Raw genomic sequence first — 15,937 nt, 5'->3', positions numbered from 1 at the left:
CCTAAAAGTTTTTTGGCGACCAACTAGGCGACTGAATTAAAATGTTACCATTGTTAGCTGAATCAACATTAAATTTATTATCTCCATCTAATGATACCATATCTAATGAACTATAACCTCTAGAGTTTGTCGATATGTACGCAATCATATTACCAAATGGTGAAACTGTAGGTGAACTATCTGATTTACCATTTGTGATATTTGTTACAGTCCCATTAGCTAAATTGAAATCAGCAATTTGAGTACCCTTCGATCTTAATTGATTCATAAAAATAATGTCTTTACCATCTGGAGTATAATTTGGCTCATAACCCTGATAGATCCTACTGCTCAATTTAGATGATTGAGGATATCTTGAGTTTACGGGTGCAACATAAATATTTGGACGCCCACCTCTATCAGACGTGAACACTATACTTTGACCATTTGGAGAGAATTTCGGAGCTGTATTTATCCCATTTATTGTTATTCTCTTTAGTGCTTTAGTAGCTAGGTTTAATATATAAATGTTTGTCTGATCAGAATATCCCTTAGATAAAGCCAAGGCAATTTCTTTGCCATTTGGAGAAAATGATGGAGAACTATTAATACCTTTAAAGTTAGTTATCCTCCTAACCTTTCCTGTAGCTATCTCTAAAGTATATACACCCATGCTACCACCACTATAACTTGAGTAGACTAGATACCTACCATCATTTGACCATGATGGCGTAGCTATCGGATTATCACTTTGTCTAAGAACAGTATGTTTATTATATCCATCATAATCAGATATTATTAGCTCATAAACTCTACCATACCTAGCATAAGGATTGCTTACTTGTACATATGCTAATTTAGTTAAGAAAAAGCCTTGCTCACCAGTAAGTTTTTGGTATACATAATTAGCGATCTTATGCGCTAAAGGTCTCACTAAAGATACACTTATATTTTTGTACGTTATTGATCTGATATAGCTTGTATCATTTCTCTTATATATTTGCACTTCAACAGTGTAACTATTATTTGAATTTTTTGTATATTTTGTTAAAACAACATAATCAGACTTCAAACTCTTCCAAGGTATATTCTGACTTTGATTAATTTCATACTTAATAGAGTCATCACCTTGTAACTTACCATTATGATTAAGATCTGAAAGTATTATAGAATTTACTTGTTGAGGAAATTGATCTACAACATTATTACTAATTACCGTTACTAGCGGCTTTTGAATAACTCCAGTCGTTACTTCAGCAACTAAATCTGCATATAGACTAGAAATTAAAAAAACAAATATCGAAAAGCCTGTAATGATTTTTCTCATATTATTCCTCATTAACTTTGTTTAAATATAAAACTTATATTCTCTGTTTGTATAGTTCTTCTTGCCACAGGATTGGAGATGTCTGGCGGTGTAGTATTTTTAATAGCATCTATCAATGACTGGTCACAACCATAATCACCTGACGTTCCTGTAAGTCTTATGAACTTTCCATTCCTAATAATTGCTCTTGGTAAATCGTATATACCTCTACAATCATCTTTAATCCAATTTGAGCCTACCCTATCCGTATATTCGGTGACATATTTACTCACTGCTAAATCAGCCTGATTCTTAGCTGCTTCACGCTTAGCTGATGCGATAGCCTCAGCTCTTGCCTTTGCCAATCTTTCTTGACGAGCTTTTTCTTCTGCTTCTTGTTTTGCTTTTAGTTCTTGTTCTTTTTTACGTTTTGCTTCCTCTTGAGCCTTCTTTTTCTCTTCTAGCTCTTTCTTACGCTCAGCCTCTTCTTGAGCCTGTCTCTTTTGCTCTGCTTGACGTTTTGCTTCAGCTTGTGCTTTTTTCTTTGCTTCTAGAATAGCTTTTCTTTTTGCTTCTAATTTAGCCCTTTTCTCAGCTTCAGCTTGTGCTTTTAATTTTTGCTGATGTTTTATGAGAGCTTGTCGTTTAGCTTGCTTAATATCTTCTCTAGCTTGCTTTAACTCTTGCTGATGATTTTCATAAGCCGAAAGCTGCTTATTTAATTCACTACTACTTATCGATGTTGCTTGAATAATTTGAAGCTTTTTGGGAGCTTTTTCAACCTGAGCACTCAAAGCTGCCTGGCTTGTTTCAAACTTTAAATCACTAATAAATGCCAGTGTGTATAGCAAAATCACTATGCCAACATGTACAAGTATTGCCTTTACTAGAAATGGGTTTTCATCGACTGTTTTTTTGCAGAAAGTAATAACTTTTTGATAATTAAGATTTGCCATCTTCAGTGACTAACCCCACTTTATCTACACCAGCTCTTTGAATAAGAGCCATAGCTTTTACTACCTCACCATAGTTTGCACTACTATCACCACGCACGTATACAGGCTTACCTGGAGATTGCTGTGACAGACTAACAACTGCATTCGTAAGATCTCTAGCGCTTAATGATGCCTTTGGATCACTAACTCCCTGATTAACAAAATACTCACCTTCTCTGTTTACTGTAACCACAATTGGCTTACTATCATTAGAGGGTATTTTTTCTGATTGCGCTTTAGGCAAATCGACCTTTACACCCTGAGTCAGTATAGGTGTTGTAATCATGAAAATAACCAAAAGCACTAACATTACATCAATATAAGGTACTACATTGATTTGCACCATTGGTCTCTTTTTTCTGAAGAATCTCTTATTTCTCTTTTTCATACTAAAAGCCTTTATCTAAAAGCTTTCTTGATGTTGCTGTTGCACTTCATCTCTATGAGCTTCTTTTAACAATAGGATACACAAATCATCCTGAAATGATTCATAACCAGACAAAACATCATCAACCTGATTAGACAACCTACTATGGCCAATAACTGCCGGAATTGCTACGAAAAGACCTAATGCTGTAGCAATCAGTGCTTCTGCAATATGAGGAGCAACTACAGAAATAGTAGCTTGCTCTACACCGCCTAAAGTATTAAATGACGACATAATACCCCAAACCGTGCCTACTAAACCAATATATGGAGATACTGCTCCTATAGTAGCTAAAGCAGGGAGTTTTCTATCCAGCTCTTTTGCTTCTTGAGCTATAGCTATACCAACTGTCCTTTCCATACCTTCTAGAATAGTATCGCCCTTTAATACTCCAGTATCCTTTAAGTTATTAAACTCTCTTAAGCCTGAGCAAAATATTATTGACTTACCAAAGATGTTTTCTTTATGTTGGAGATAATAATCATATAATTTCTGTATATGATGTCCTGCCCAAAACAACTTATCAAATTGAACTTGCTCATTACGATATTTTTTGACACGATTGTTGACTTCAAACATAATAGCCCATGAGTAAACAGACATACCAACTAGACCTAACATAATAAGCTGAACTATAAAGTTAGCATGTAAAATTAATTGAACTAAAGAAATAGAATTATCCATAAATATTCCTGACAGATTTATATTTTCATATATTTTCGCGCGTGTTGTCGCTAATTATACGTAAACTAATATAAATTATAAACTATTTAATGCATCTAAATTAAATATAAATCTGTTATTATTTATAAATAATAAAATTTCAGATTGATATGTAATGAAAAAAACGACTTTACTTATACTAGCTTTTGTTGCTACAGCTTTAATCTCATGTACAAATTCAACCGGAGACTCTTTTGGCTATGTAGCTCCACCACCAACTGAACAAAACTTAGACTCTAATGAGCTAGGATATATGCAACAACCGGGTGGCGTTTCTGCAGGTATTATAGGCGAACAAGGTCACGCAAGCCATGATGCTTTTGTCACAATTAAAGAATAATTTTTTTACTTATCTGCGTCTATTATTTTTTTACCATCGACAACTGAATCTTCATTTAGATCGCTATTTTTAATTTTTTGCTTATACCTATAATGAGATATTGGACCAGACAATGCATATCCAATCATTATTAAATATAATAATCTCTCAGGCATAGTAAATAACATCAAAATTATCAATATAAAACATATTATGTAAAGTTTACTTATATTTCCCTTACCATCACTATCTTTAAAACTTCTAAATTTAATATCACTAACCATCATAAAAGCAAGATATAAAGCTGTAAATATAGTAACACACACTAGTAAAAATATAATAAAGTCATGACCTGTGTCTCCAGCTCTACCAATCAGCCACTGGCCAGACCAGATTAAACCACATATTGTAACAGCACCCGCTGGACATGGCATACCATAGAAATATAATCTTCTCTCAAGTTTTTGTTCCTCTGAGTCCGCTGGAACTTCAATCATAGTATCAAACTTTGCTAGTCTTAGGGCTACTGCTAATAAATATAAAAATGAAATAGCAGCTCCTATAGGTCCAAGATGATGCAACATCCAAAAATACATTACCAATGCAGGAGTAGCCCCAAATGAAACAACATCTGCGAGACTGTCTAAAGCAGCACCAAACTCGGTTTGAGTATGAGTATATCTTGCTACTCTACCATCAAATGCATCAGCAAACCCTGACAATAACATATATACCGCTGATGAAATAAAATTACCTTGAAAAGCGGCAATAATAGCCAAGAAAGCAAATAATAAACTAGCACTCGTAAATAAGCTAGGAAGTATATACTTCGACCTCTTCATATCAATATTTTCTAATAACCACATAACCTTAACCCTACTATTTTCTTAACAAATCTGGTCTTAATATTTTAGCCCCACGTAGATATATATGATTTATATCAACTTGCGACTTAGTTGTATTATATGTCAACATAATCCGAATACAAAATTCTAATGCTCCCTCACGCGTCATTTGTTGGCAGTCAATCAAAGGCACATCCACCAAGCCAATATCACGAGCTGCAACGGCAGGAAACTCTGATTTAATATCCTGGGTTGCTGTAAATATGATGTTAACGATATCTTCAGATTCAATATCATTATGATTTATCATCTCATGCAAAAGTTCTCTAGTAATACTTATTACATTTTCTTTAGTATCACTATCTATTGTTGTTGCACCCCTGACTGATCTCTGCATAAGGTCTTCCTCAATTAGTACCAATAATTTTTTGTTTAAGAAGTCTCGGAAGAGGGAAGTAAACCTCTTCTTTGATACCATCAAACTCCTCCACATCAACACCACCTTTACAGACATTAGATATTTCAGAGATTATCTGTTGAACAAGATATTCAGGCGCAGAGGCTCCAGCACTGACTCCACAAACTTTCTTATTATCAAACCATGCTCTTTTGATATCCGCAGGATTATCTACCAAATAAGCATTAATCCCTTCCAGTGTCGCTAACTCTTTCAATCTATTAGAGTTAGAGCTATTTTGTGAGCCAACAACAACTAAAACATCTATTTCTTTAAGCATTGATTTTATTGCTGTTTGACGATTCTGTGTTGCATAACAAATATCTTCTTTTTTTGGTCCTTTGATATTTGGGAACCTATTTTTTAAGGACTCTATAATTCCTTGAGTTTCATCCACAGATAAAGTAGTTTGTGTCGCGTAATACAAATTATCAGGATTTTTTATATCTAGCTTAGCAACATCCTGTTCACTTTCGACCAAATATATAGCTCCTTTTTCACTACGATACTGACCCATAGTACCCTGAACCTCAGGATGTCCCTTATGTCCAATCAAAACACACTCAGCATCATTATTACTTGCTAAGCGAACACCTCTATGGACTTTAGTAACCAATGGACATGTTGCATCATATAACACAAGATTTTTTTTAGCTGCAGCTTCTTCAACTCGAAGCGAAACACCATGAGCACTAAATATACACACAGCATCATTAGGAACTTCATCGACCTCTTTAACAAAAACCACGCCCTTTTTCTTTAAAGAATCAACAACAACCTTATTGTGGACAACTTCATGGCGCACATAAATAGGGGACCTTTCAACCTCTAGAACTTTCTCTACAGTCTCCACAGCTCTACTGACTCCTGCACAGAAACCTCTAGGATTAGCTAGTAATATCTTCACCTAAATCCTCCTCTTTTTCAGCTATATCTAAAATCTTAGCTTCGAATACAATTATCTGACCAGATAAAGGATGATTAAAGTCTACTGTAACATCATTTTCATTAATTTCAGTAATCAATCCTGGTAACTTAGAGCCATCTTTTTGGCTAAATGATACAATTAAACCTTCTTCTAACTCCATATCCTTCGGAAACCTATATTTAGGCACAGAATAAATGCTCGCAGGATGCTTTTCGCCAAAAGCCTCTTCTGGCATCAAAACAACTCTTTTACTATCTCCAACAGATGCTCCCTCTAGCTCACTTTCAACTTTATCAGTAAAGCATCCTTGACCCATTTGAAATATGAAAGGCCTATTATAGTTCTCTGTATCCTCAGCGATAGAACCATCTTTCAACCTAAATTTAAAGTGCATTTTCACAAAGCTGTCTGAAGTTATTTTCATATAAATTCTAATTGTATTTTTTGAACTTCAAGATACCATATTTAGAGATTTTATTCATCTTTTGTTTATATAACAAATTGATTTTATCAATATAAATCAATAACCTAAGCTACAAATACTATTCTCATCAAAAACTTTATAGTAGAATCCTATTAATAAGTCCATAAGTTTTATTACCATCTATGAAAAAACTACTAAGCATTACTTCAATAATACTGTCAACGTTAATTATAACAGGTTGTGAAACATTTACAGGAAGTGAAAATCCTAGTGATGAAAACCTTTCTTTTCCTACATTAGGACCTTGTACAGAAAAATTAATAGAGTCCAACCAATCTTTTATATGTTTAAAAGAACAAAAAGGTCCAGACTTAATTCAAACAAATATTAAGTTCGATGCAGATAGTTACAATCTTAATGAACAAGCCAAGCAAGTTCTCAACAAACTCTATGCTTACCTAAAGCTTACAGACACTACAACATTCACAATAAGGGGATATGCTGGAAAAGTAGAATCAAAACTACTAACCGATAAACACATATTGACTGAGTATAATATTAGACTATCCAAAAATCGTGCAGAAAGTGTTGAAGAGTATCTTGTTAGAAGAGGGTTAGATAAGGACAATGGAATTATAATTAAAGCCCTAGGATACCAAGACCCTATTGCACCAAATGATACAAGTTCAAATAGAGCGATAAACCAAAGAGCCGAAATTACTCTAAAAAGTAGACTCGTTGAACAAATAGATAACATAGAACAAAACCTAAAACATGTAAAACCTGCAGACTACACCAAATTCTTCTCAAACGTTTACCTATTAAATGGTAACGAAGTCGATGATGTATCAAGAATATACGACTCTAGAGAAAAAAGACCGGTACTAAGTACTAACTACAAGATATTCGCAGATAAAGAATACCCTCAGAATGTTGATAATAAAAACTTTATAATCATATCAGAGCCTAAACCAATAGCATCTTTTAACGACGATACCAAATATTACAGATTAGGAACAGCAAAATATGATCATACTTACAAAGGTATAACAGCTCTTACAATCACTAATCTAACCAGGGAGGCTAGTGTTGGTGATTACGTAATACCTGATGCTATTGCAGATCAAAAGCTTCCAAGTGAAACTTTTAAAATGAAAAGCAAAGTAACTGCAAATGTACTTGAAGATGTTATGAATACGAATACATTCTCCTCATCTTATAATAGTATCCTACTTAACAAGGGTGCTACTGATGGACTAAAACTAGGAGCTGAAGTAATATTATACGAGCCTGAAAGTAGGACTGATGGCTTCCCTATTCCTCCGAAATATATAGGTTATGGCTTTGTATATAGGGAATCAAATAACTATTCTATAGCAATAATAGTTAACTCACTGCAGGAAATAACTAGCAGCTCAATGGCAACAACTCGACTGTAATGAATAATACTACCAAATCCATAGTAATTCTTTCATGCACACCATATTTTGGCAATAGTCGCCTACTAAAAGCGTTAGAAACTGGTGTTACTTTTAGTGAGATTATCGATAATCCAAGCAAATATACCAAAAGCTTATTATTGCGTCACGAGAGTATAGAATATCTCAACAATAGAAAGTGCCAAAGCTATCTAGACAAACTGTATAGCTGGCTAGAAAACAGCAATAACAAATTAGTAACATACACAGATCAAGACTATCCAGAAAATCTCAAACATATTAACAATCCTCCTTTTGTATTATATTGCACAGGTAACATAAAGCTTCTAGATACTGTTCAATTAGCAATTGTTGGTGCAAGAAATAATTCTACTTATGGAAAGAATGCTACTTACAAACTTTGCAAAGAACTTAAAGACTCAAATATCACAATAACAAGTGGACTGGCATACGGAATAGATACACTAGCTCATAAATATGCTCTTGAAAACAGTTTAAACACTATTGCTGTAGTAGGTACAGGAGTTGATATGATATACCCAAGCTCAAACAGAGCGCTCTATAGCAATATTATCTCTAACGATGGACTAATAATATCTGAATTACCTTTAGGAACAACAGCTTCACGTTATACTTTCCCTCAGAGAAATCGTATAATTAGTGGACTATCTAAAGGAGTGGCTGTAATTGAAGCAGCTAGCAAAAGTGGCTCATTAATAACTGCTCAACATGCTCTTGAGCAAAATAAAGAAGTATTTGCAGTACCGGGAAGTATTTTTAGTACATCTAGTCAAGGTTGCAATGAGTTAATCAAACAAGGAGCGAAACTTGTTTGTGATATTAATGATATTTTAGAAGAGATAAATATTGACCCAAACAACTCTTTACAAGAAACTTCTACAAAAATAGCTGACGATAATATAAACCTAAGCAACTCCGAAAAAGTGATTCTAGACATTATAGGTCAGGGGCTCACAACAATTGACAAAATAGTTACTGAGTCAAAACTTCCTTATATGGAAATAACTCCAATCCTATTTGAACTCGAACTCAAATCGCTGATCGAATCAGTACCAGGTGGATATATAAATACGCAATAAATCGCAACTCAGTAATTACTATAGCCACAGGGGTCTGCTATACTCTATCTATGTGGTCATACTGGTGTTTAAGATGATTCTAGAGTCAATACTCAACATACTCAAAAATCCCTTCATAGCACTATTTTTAACAGTGAGTATTGGTTATCTACTCGGAAAGATAAAATATAAGACTTTTGTATTAGGTGGTATTTCAGGATCTCTGATAATTGGAGTGATCATAGGACAACTTAATATTATGATTCCACCAGAGATAGGCTCTTTGTTTTTTGCTTTATTTATATATGCGGTTGGCTATCAAGGAGGAGCACAATTTTTTAGATCCTTAAATAAAAGTACTCTTTTATTGTTAGCTTCTTCGACTATAACATGTCTCTTAGGGTTAATATGTGTATTAACTTTTGCTTGGATATTCGGATTAGATAAAGGTACTGCAGCTGGATTAGGTGCTGGAGGATTAACTCAATCAGCCATGATAGGTTCAGCAAATAATGCAATAGCTGCCATAAGCTCACTGCCAGAGTCAATTATTCATACAATGCAAGCTAACGTCGCCGTTGGATATGCAGTATGTTATATCTTTGGATCTTTTGGGCCAATTATCCTATTAGCTACAATCTTCCCACTTACAATGAAGTGGGATATCAGAAAAGAAGCTATTAAGCTAGCAACCGAACAATCAGATGGTAGCTTGGATTTAGAAGCTGGTCAATTCTCTGCTTTTAGCGAATACACTACTCGAGCATATAGAGTTAATCACAACTCAGAACTACTAAACAGATCAGCTGTAGAAATATATAAAGCATATGAGTATAAAGTGGTAATAGAAAATATCATTCGTAATGATAAGCTACTAACCATAACTCCTGAAATCACCATAAATACTAATGATATAGTAGCCATAACATTCTACGAAGATTTAGACATACAATCTATCATTTCAAATGATGATGAAGTTACCAAACCTCAGCAATTCAACTTCATTGAAGAAAAAAGATCTTTGATATTAACAAACAAAAATCTTTTCAACAAAACTATCCAAGAAATCAAAACCATAATTCAAGACAAAAACTACTATGGAGTATTTTTACAAAAAATTATTCGCTCTGGTCAAAAGCTTCCTATTTCTGACGAGCTAAAGCTAAGAAGAGGTGACGAAATTGTATTAGTAGGCAAACCAGAAGATCTTGATAAAATTAGCAACAAGATAGGGACTTATATTTCTGAAGCTCCGATCACTGATTTCATCTTCTTTGGCTTAGGAATGGTTTTAGGCTATATTTTGGGCTTAATAAGTTTCAATATCTTTGGTATTTCAATAACTTTAGGGGCTGGCGTTGGTTGCTTGCTATCAGGCTTGATTTTTGGTTGGATCAGATCAGTTAAACCTCAATTTAGCAATCTACCATTAGGGGCTTCTAATTTTATCAGAGACTTCGGTTTAGCAATATTTGTAGCTAGTGTTGGAATTACTGCTGGACCTCAAGCCATAATCGCCATCAAGGAGCACGGACTTACACTATTTTTCTTGGGTATTGGTGTAACTATCATACCTCAAGTAATTTCTTTTTACATATCGTACTATCTACTTAAAATCAAAAACCCTATTGTATTATTAGCAACTATTGCTGGTGGTAGAAGCGCAAATCCTGGTTTTGCGGCTCTATTAGAACGAGCTAGCAACGCTACCCCTGTAATTCCATTCACATCATCTTATGCTTTAGCAAATATATGGCTAACACTATGGGGCCCTATTATAGTTGCATTAGTCACAATCATACCCAAATAAAAGGATATTTTTATGAGTCAACAAGATTTAAGTCCATTTGAATTTAAAGATGAATTAATAAAATTAGCAACAAGTAAAGCCGATAGATTAATGTTGAATGCTGGTCGTGGCAATCCTAATTTTTTGGCAACAGTTCCAAGACATGCTTTCTTACGTCTTGGAGACTTTGCACTTAAAGAATCTGAAAGATCTTACTCCTATCTTGATAACATTTTTGGTGGCTTACCTGAGAAAAAAGGCATATTAGAAAGATTTGATTTCTACTGCATGGCTAATGATAAGCTAGATGGAATTAGTTTTCTTAAAGCTGCAATCTCTTTCGTTGATGATCATTTAGGCATCAATAAAGAAGACTTTTTATATGAAATGACTAATGCATATCTTGGATGCAACTACCCTTCGCCACCAAGGATGCTTTCTATCACCGAAAAAATAGTAATGTACTATCTGCGTGAAGAACTCTATAAGAATACGGATATCCCACTAGAATTTGATATTTTTGCGACAGAAGGTGGTACTGCTGCCATGACATATATTTTCCAATCTGCGAAAATAAATGGTCTGCTTAATGCCAATGATAAAATAGCAATGATTAGTCCTATTTTTTCACCATATCTAGAAATTCCAGAACTTCCAGAATATAACAATACTATAGTTCACATCTATGCTGATGAACAAGCAGACTGGTAGGTTACTGACAAAGAACTTGAAAAGCTACTTGATCCTACCATCAAGATTCTTTGCTTAGTAAACCCAAGTAATCCACCATCTGTCAAAATTAGTGACTCTGTTCTAGACAAAATAGCGAATATCATCGGAGATCATCGATCCGATTTAATGATTATTACCGACGATGTTTATGCAACTTTTTCAGATGACTTTGAATCATTATTCTCAAAATGTGCCTACAACACCCTTTGCGTTTACTCATTCTCCAAGTACTTTGGAGCAACTGGCTGACGTATCGGTACGATTGCCCTACACAAAGACAATATTTTTGATAAACTAATTAGCGAACTTGATGATAGAAAGCTGCGTGAGCTTGATAAGCATTACAGCTCTCTTACAACAAATTCAAGAGCATTAAAGTTTATTGATAGATTAGTAGCTGATAGTCGCTCTGTTGCACTAAATCATACCGCTGGTATCTCACTACCTCAACAATTACAAATGAGCCTTTTTGCGCTTTCTAGCTTACTAGATAGTCAAGATATTTATCGTAAAGAAGCAAAAAAGCTTATCAGAAGGCGCTACAATATCTTATTTAATTCCATATCACCTAAGATACAGCACCATTATAATTCAGATAATGTTGGATATTATACACTTCTAGATTTAGAATATCTCTCAACTGTAATTTATGATAAGTTTTTTTCTAGATGGTTAATACAAAATCATAGTGTTAATAATATGCTAAAAACTTTAGCATCTGAGACAGGAGTAGTTCTTCTACCTGGTAATGGCTTTGATGACTCACACCCTTCCGCTAGAGTCTCTCTAGCAAACTTACGTGAATGTGACTATAGGAATATAGGAATCAATATTAGACAACAATTAGACAACTTATATTCTGAATATAAAAAATCTTGCTAAAAATCAAAACCAAATAGACTTTTATCATACTAATTACTACAATATAGCTTTTAGTGATTTAGCTGTAAAATATGTTGAAAACAATAGAATCATTCTTTGATCTAAAAGCAAATAACACCTCAATAAAAAAAGAATTCCTAGCAGCATTAGCTTCCTTTCTAGCGATTTCTTATATCATCGTAGTAAATCCAAAAATACTAGCTGCTGCTGGTATGCCTAGCAATGCTTTGGTAACAAGCACAATCTTAGTATCTGCTTTTGGCAGCATAATTATGGGATTATTTACACGCAATCCTTTTGTAGTAGCTCCTGGTATGGGAATGAATATTTTCTTCTCATATACTGCTGTATCAGTATATCACTTACCATGGCAAACCGTATTAGGCGCAACATTTTGGTCAGGAATAATATTTAGCTTATTAGTAATTTTAAATATTCGTACAAAAATCATGCTAAGCCTCCCTAAGTCAATCAAGCAATCCCTAGGAGCTGGCATTGGACTCTTTATTGCATATATCGGCTTTATAAATAGTGGCTTTATTACTTCTAACGAAGGCCTATTAGCTTTAAATAGCATCAATCCACATACCATATTATTTATGGCCTGTTTAATATTATTAGTAATACTTTTCATAAAAAAAATTCCTGCCCCAATTATCATAGTAATCATAATAGGCTATATATTCTCTATACCTTTAGAGCATTTTTCTCATGAAAAAATAATAGCTCTACCAACCACTATGGTAAGTGCTCCTGATTTCTCTTTGATAGGTCAAATAGACTTCACAAGTGGCTTAAAATTTGCTATTTTGCCAACAATATTCACGTTTTGCTTCTTAAGTCTTTTTGATGGTACTGGAACCATATCAAGCTTATATGGAAGTATGCAAAAAGAGCACAATCATAGAGATAAAGAACTAAAGAAAACCTTCCTTGCTGATGCTACAAGCGCTACAGTATCTGGCATACTAGGCTCTAGTCCATCTACAGTAGTTGTAGAATCCGGTGTAGGTATTGCTCAAGGAGCTCGCTCTGGCCTTACAGCTATATTTGCGGGTTTAATGTTTTTACCATTTTTATTCTTATCACCATTAATTAGCTCTATCCCAATAGAAGTCATTTCTCCAGCATTAATACTAATAGGTATAATGATGATGCAACAAGTAGCAAATGTTAATTGGAGCGACTTTGTTCAAGCAACACCGGCATTTTTCACCATAATAATGATGACTCTTGCATCATCGATATCAACAGGTATTGCTACGGGTATTCTAGTCTGGTTCTTAATATCTGTTTTTTGCAATAGAAAAGAGCTAAATATTACTGCCGGGATTATTACAATTTTCTGTGCAATCATGTTTCTTCATGCCGTTAATTTATTCTAAAGACACATCTACTTAAAGAACTAAAGCATCGCCATTTTTTTTAATAAAAAATTAACTGTTTAGTATTTACTAATAAATATTCATTTAGCATAATTAAAATGATAGCAATTAATTTGTATCAATTTAATTTTAATAACTGTTAGGAGAATATAACCAATGACTATAAAGAAATTATCAGGAATATTATTTACTTCTGTTGTATGCGTAAGTTTACTTGCTTCATGCGGTCCAAATAAAAAAGAGCGCGCGCTAGAAGATCTTGAGCAACAACAAAGCCAATTAAACGAACAGGCTAAACAAGATCAACTACAAGCTAATACACTAACAACTGATGCTGGAAATCTTGATAAAGAAGCTAAGGCTGATACTTCTAAGTCTCAGTATGACAAAGATCAGGCAAATGTTCTAGATGCTGAAGCTCAACAAAATCTCTCAAAAGCAGCTAGTCTGGATGCACAAATTGAGAAAGCAAAATCTGACGCAACGGAATAAAACATCTCAAATTTTAAATTATTCTAACCCCACTTTTCTTCATATTCTTTTTTATTCCAGCCAGTTCTAGCATAGCTGCCATCTACAACTAGAGGTCTTTTAAATAATAAGGCATCGGTAACTAAAAGCTCAAATGCTTCTTGCTCCGACAAACTACCAAATTTTTCTTTAAGGCCCATTTCCGTAAAAAGCTTACCCTTAGAGTTGAATAGGTCTATTACCTGAAAATTACCAATTTGTTTTATCTCTTTCATTTCTTGCCAAGTAGGTTTTTTTTGTCTGAGATTTATATATTCAACTTTCTTACCCTTTTCTTCAAAAAACTTGAGGGCATTTCTAACACTTGTACAATTATTTATCCCAAATACCTTTATCATATTATTCTCCTTCTTAAACTAATAAAAGAAACCTTTGATTCCATCAAAAATCATTTCTACCGAAATAGCTACTAGCATCAAACCCATAACCTTTGAAATAACATCTATAGCATGCTCTCCTAAAAATGCAGATATCTTAGGAAGATACCTAAAAAACAACCATAATATAACTGCCACAAATACTAAGCATATATTACCAATAATTTTTGCTTGAAATGTAATAAAGTACTTATGAGACTCTGTAATTACCGTTGCTATTGTCCCAGGTCCTGCCAATAAAGGTATAGCCAAAGGCACAACTGCCAAATCTCTAGCAGAAACAGCTTTTACATTAGCATTTGATTCAGGCTGTGTTAATACTCCCAAAATTCTCAAGCCAAAAAACAAGACAATTACTCCGCCACCAGCACGAAAAGCATCTTGATTAATACCAAAAACTGACAATATATCATCACCGAACCACACCATCATACTAAGTATCGCCAAAAATGCTAATATCATCATAGAGACAATTGCACTTTTTTCTTTTTGATCTGATTGTTTTACAGTATCAAGATATATTCCAGCTAATGAAAATGGATTAATTATCGCAAATAAGCTAATAATAAACTTTAAAATAATCGCTATTTTGACTCCTAAAATCACAATATAAAAATTCAATTTATAAAACGTTACACAAATACTATTTACCTAGAAACTAAATGTAAACCCACAATCAAAAATTTTACTCAAAATAGACCGAGTCTTCATCATATACTTTTAGAATAATATCAAGCTCTTCTTTTGTAAGTTTATGCGATAATTTTGGTAACTCATTAACATCAAAAAAATCTACCTTATTAACCTCAAAATTTGGGCTATTCTCGCCACCTACAATTTCTGCTACAAATACCAAACTGTAAACATTATAAATTTCACTTTGAGTATAATTATTTCTATCCATGAGCGCTAAAAATTTAGTCACTTTAATATCATAACCCGTTTCTTCTTTAACCTCTTTGATACATGTTTCAACTGGCGAAAGATCAATATCACACCAACCACCTGGAATAGTCCATTCACTTGGAGTATCAGCATCTTCAGCCATTAGAAGTTTATTATTTTGAAAAATAACCACTCGCACACCTGGCTGTGGTGTTGGATAATACATACCCCTGTATATATCATAAGGTTGCACATCAGATTTGATATACTCATGTAACATTTTTGAACTTAACTCTAGTAGTTCATGGTAATTATCCAAAGCATATGGACATTTAGAGTAAACAACACCTGTATGTGATATTGCTTGGACTTTCTTTATAAACTCAAATATTTTATCTTTATGCATCAATTTATTTTTTCAAAGCAAATAAAGTA

General features: G+C 33.8%; 17 protein-coding genes and 1 pseudogene. 7 read left to right on the top strand and 11 right to left on the bottom strand.

What is annotated here, in order from left to right; genetic code table 11:
* Position 1: 1 nt before the first annotated feature.
* The 4 genes from F7308_RS01890 to tolQ are packed head-to-tail and all read right to left on the bottom strand — an operon-like array spanning position 2 to position 3,391.
* Entirely contained in the window at positions 2–1,306 is a 1,305-nt protein-coding gene (locus tag F7308_RS01890; protein ID WP_013922160.1) for a PD40 domain-containing protein, read from the bottom strand.
* An 11-nt stretch (positions 1,307–1,317) separates the two neighbouring features.
* Positions 1,318–2,241: a cell envelope integrity protein TolA gene (tolA, locus tag F7308_RS01885; RefSeq protein ID WP_013922159.1), complete on the bottom strand. Its 924-nt coding sequence runs from the start codon at positions 2,239–2,241 to the stop codon at positions 1,318–1,320.
* The gene (gene tolR, locus F7308_RS01880) at positions 2,228–2,668 is read right to left on the bottom strand and encodes a protein TolR (RefSeq protein WP_041263589.1); all 441 of its coding nucleotides are present in this window, start codon (positions 2,666–2,668) and stop codon (positions 2,228–2,230) included. Before tolR ends, tolA begins: the two co-directional genes overlap by 14 nt.
* Before the next feature lie 15 nt (positions 2,669–2,683).
* On the bottom strand, positions 2,684–3,391 hold the full coding sequence (tolQ, locus tag F7308_RS01875) for a protein TolQ (protein WP_013922157.1): 708 nt from the start codon (positions 3,389–3,391) through the stop codon (positions 2,684–2,686).
* Positions 3,392–3,545: 154 nt separating this feature from the next.
* Between tolQ and F7308_RS01870 the strand changes: the two genes are divergently transcribed.
* Complete coding sequence (locus tag F7308_RS01870; RefSeq protein WP_013922156.1) at positions 3,546–3,770, top strand: hypothetical protein; 225 nt, start codon at positions 3,546–3,548, stop codon at positions 3,768–3,770.
* A 5-nt stretch (positions 3,771–3,775) separates the two neighbouring features.
* Here the strand turns inward: F7308_RS01870 and F7308_RS01865 are convergent, their stop codons facing one another.
* From F7308_RS01865 to fkpB, 4 genes are read right to left on the bottom strand one after another with little or no spacing between them, the layout of a single operon-like run.
* Positions 3,776–4,615 carry a CDP-alcohol phosphatidyltransferase family protein gene (locus F7308_RS01865; protein ID WP_013922155.1) on the bottom strand — a complete coding sequence of 280 codons (840 nt, stop codon included), beginning with the start codon at positions 4,613–4,615 and terminating at the stop codon, positions 3,776–3,778.
* Positions 4,616–4,628: 13 nt separating this feature from the next.
* Positions 4,629–4,991 (bottom strand): chorismate mutase, encoded by a 363-nt coding sequence (gene aroH / locus F7308_RS01860; RefSeq protein WP_013922154.1) that lies wholly within the window; start codon positions 4,989–4,991, stop codon positions 4,629–4,631.
* A gap of 10 nt (positions 4,992–5,001) precedes the next feature.
* The gene (ispH, locus tag F7308_RS01855; protein ID WP_013922153.1) at positions 5,002–5,958 is read right to left on the bottom strand and encodes a 4-hydroxy-3-methylbut-2-enyl diphosphate reductase; all 957 of its coding nucleotides are present in this window, start codon (positions 5,956–5,958) and stop codon (positions 5,002–5,004) included.
* The gene (gene fkpB / locus F7308_RS01850; protein ID WP_013922152.1) at positions 5,939–6,403 is read right to left on the bottom strand and encodes an FKBP-type peptidyl-prolyl cis-trans isomerase; all 465 of its coding nucleotides are present in this window, start codon (positions 6,401–6,403) and stop codon (positions 5,939–5,941) included. The genes ispH and fkpB overlap by 20 nt, the downstream gene beginning before the upstream one ends.
* Positions 6,404–6,585: 182 nt before the next feature.
* On the opposite strand from fkpB, the gene F7308_RS01845 reads away from it, so the two are divergent.
* From F7308_RS01845 to F7308_RS01820, 6 genes and pseudogenes are all read left to right on the top strand, one after another.
* Entirely contained in the window at positions 6,586–7,842 is a 1,257-nt protein-coding gene (locus F7308_RS01845) for an OmpA family protein (protein ID WP_013922151.1), read from the top strand.
* Positions 7,842–8,942, top strand: coding sequence for a DNA-processing protein DprA (dprA, locus tag F7308_RS01840; protein ID WP_013922150.1), 1,101 nt, complete (start codon positions 7,842–7,844; stop codon positions 8,940–8,942). The genes F7308_RS01845 and dprA overlap by 1 nt, the downstream gene beginning before the upstream one ends.
* 73 nt (positions 8,943–9,015) lie before the next feature.
* Positions 9,016–10,731 carry an aspartate-alanine antiporter gene (gene aspT / locus F7308_RS01835; protein ID WP_013922149.1) on the top strand — a complete coding sequence of 572 codons (1,716 nt, stop codon included), beginning with the start codon at positions 9,016–9,018 and terminating at the stop codon, positions 10,729–10,731.
* Between the two features lie 12 nt (positions 10,732–10,743).
* A pseudogene (locus F7308_RS01830) lies at positions 10,744–12,324 on the top strand (bifunctional aspartate transaminase/aspartate 4-decarboxylase).
* A gap of 71 nt (positions 12,325–12,395) precedes the next feature.
* Positions 12,396–13,709, top strand: a complete 1,314-nt coding sequence (locus F7308_RS01825) for an NCS2 family permease (protein ID WP_013922147.1) — start codon at positions 12,396–12,398, stop codon at positions 13,707–13,709.
* A 156-nt stretch (positions 13,710–13,865) separates the two neighbouring features.
* Positions 13,866–14,201, top strand: a complete 336-nt coding sequence (locus tag F7308_RS01820) for a hypothetical protein (protein ID WP_013922146.1) — start codon at positions 13,866–13,868, stop codon at positions 14,199–14,201.
* 23 nt (positions 14,202–14,224) lie between these two features.
* On the opposite strand, the gene F7308_RS01815 is transcribed toward F7308_RS01820, so the two are convergent.
* From F7308_RS01815 to F7308_RS01805, 3 genes are all read right to left on the bottom strand, one after another.
* The gene (locus F7308_RS01815) at positions 14,225–14,578 is read right to left on the bottom strand and encodes an arsenate reductase family protein (protein WP_013922145.1); all 354 of its coding nucleotides are present in this window, start codon (positions 14,576–14,578) and stop codon (positions 14,225–14,227) included.
* Positions 14,579–14,596: 18 nt separating this feature from the next.
* Entirely contained in the window at positions 14,597–15,238 is a 642-nt protein-coding gene (locus tag F7308_RS01810) for a MarC family protein (RefSeq protein ID WP_232215353.1), read from the bottom strand.
* A gap of 64 nt (positions 15,239–15,302) precedes the next feature.
* Positions 15,303–15,908 (bottom strand): NUDIX hydrolase N-terminal domain-containing protein, encoded by a 606-nt coding sequence (locus F7308_RS01805; protein WP_013922143.1) that lies wholly within the window; start codon positions 15,906–15,908, stop codon positions 15,303–15,305.
* Between the last annotated feature and the right edge of the window lie 29 nt (positions 15,909–15,937).

It is taken from the genome of Francisella salina (assembly GCF_000219045.1).
Lineage (GTDB): Bacteria > Pseudomonadota > Gammaproteobacteria > Francisellales > Francisellaceae > Francisella > Francisella salimarina.
This window is presented reverse-complemented; position numbering and strand designations above follow the sequence as displayed.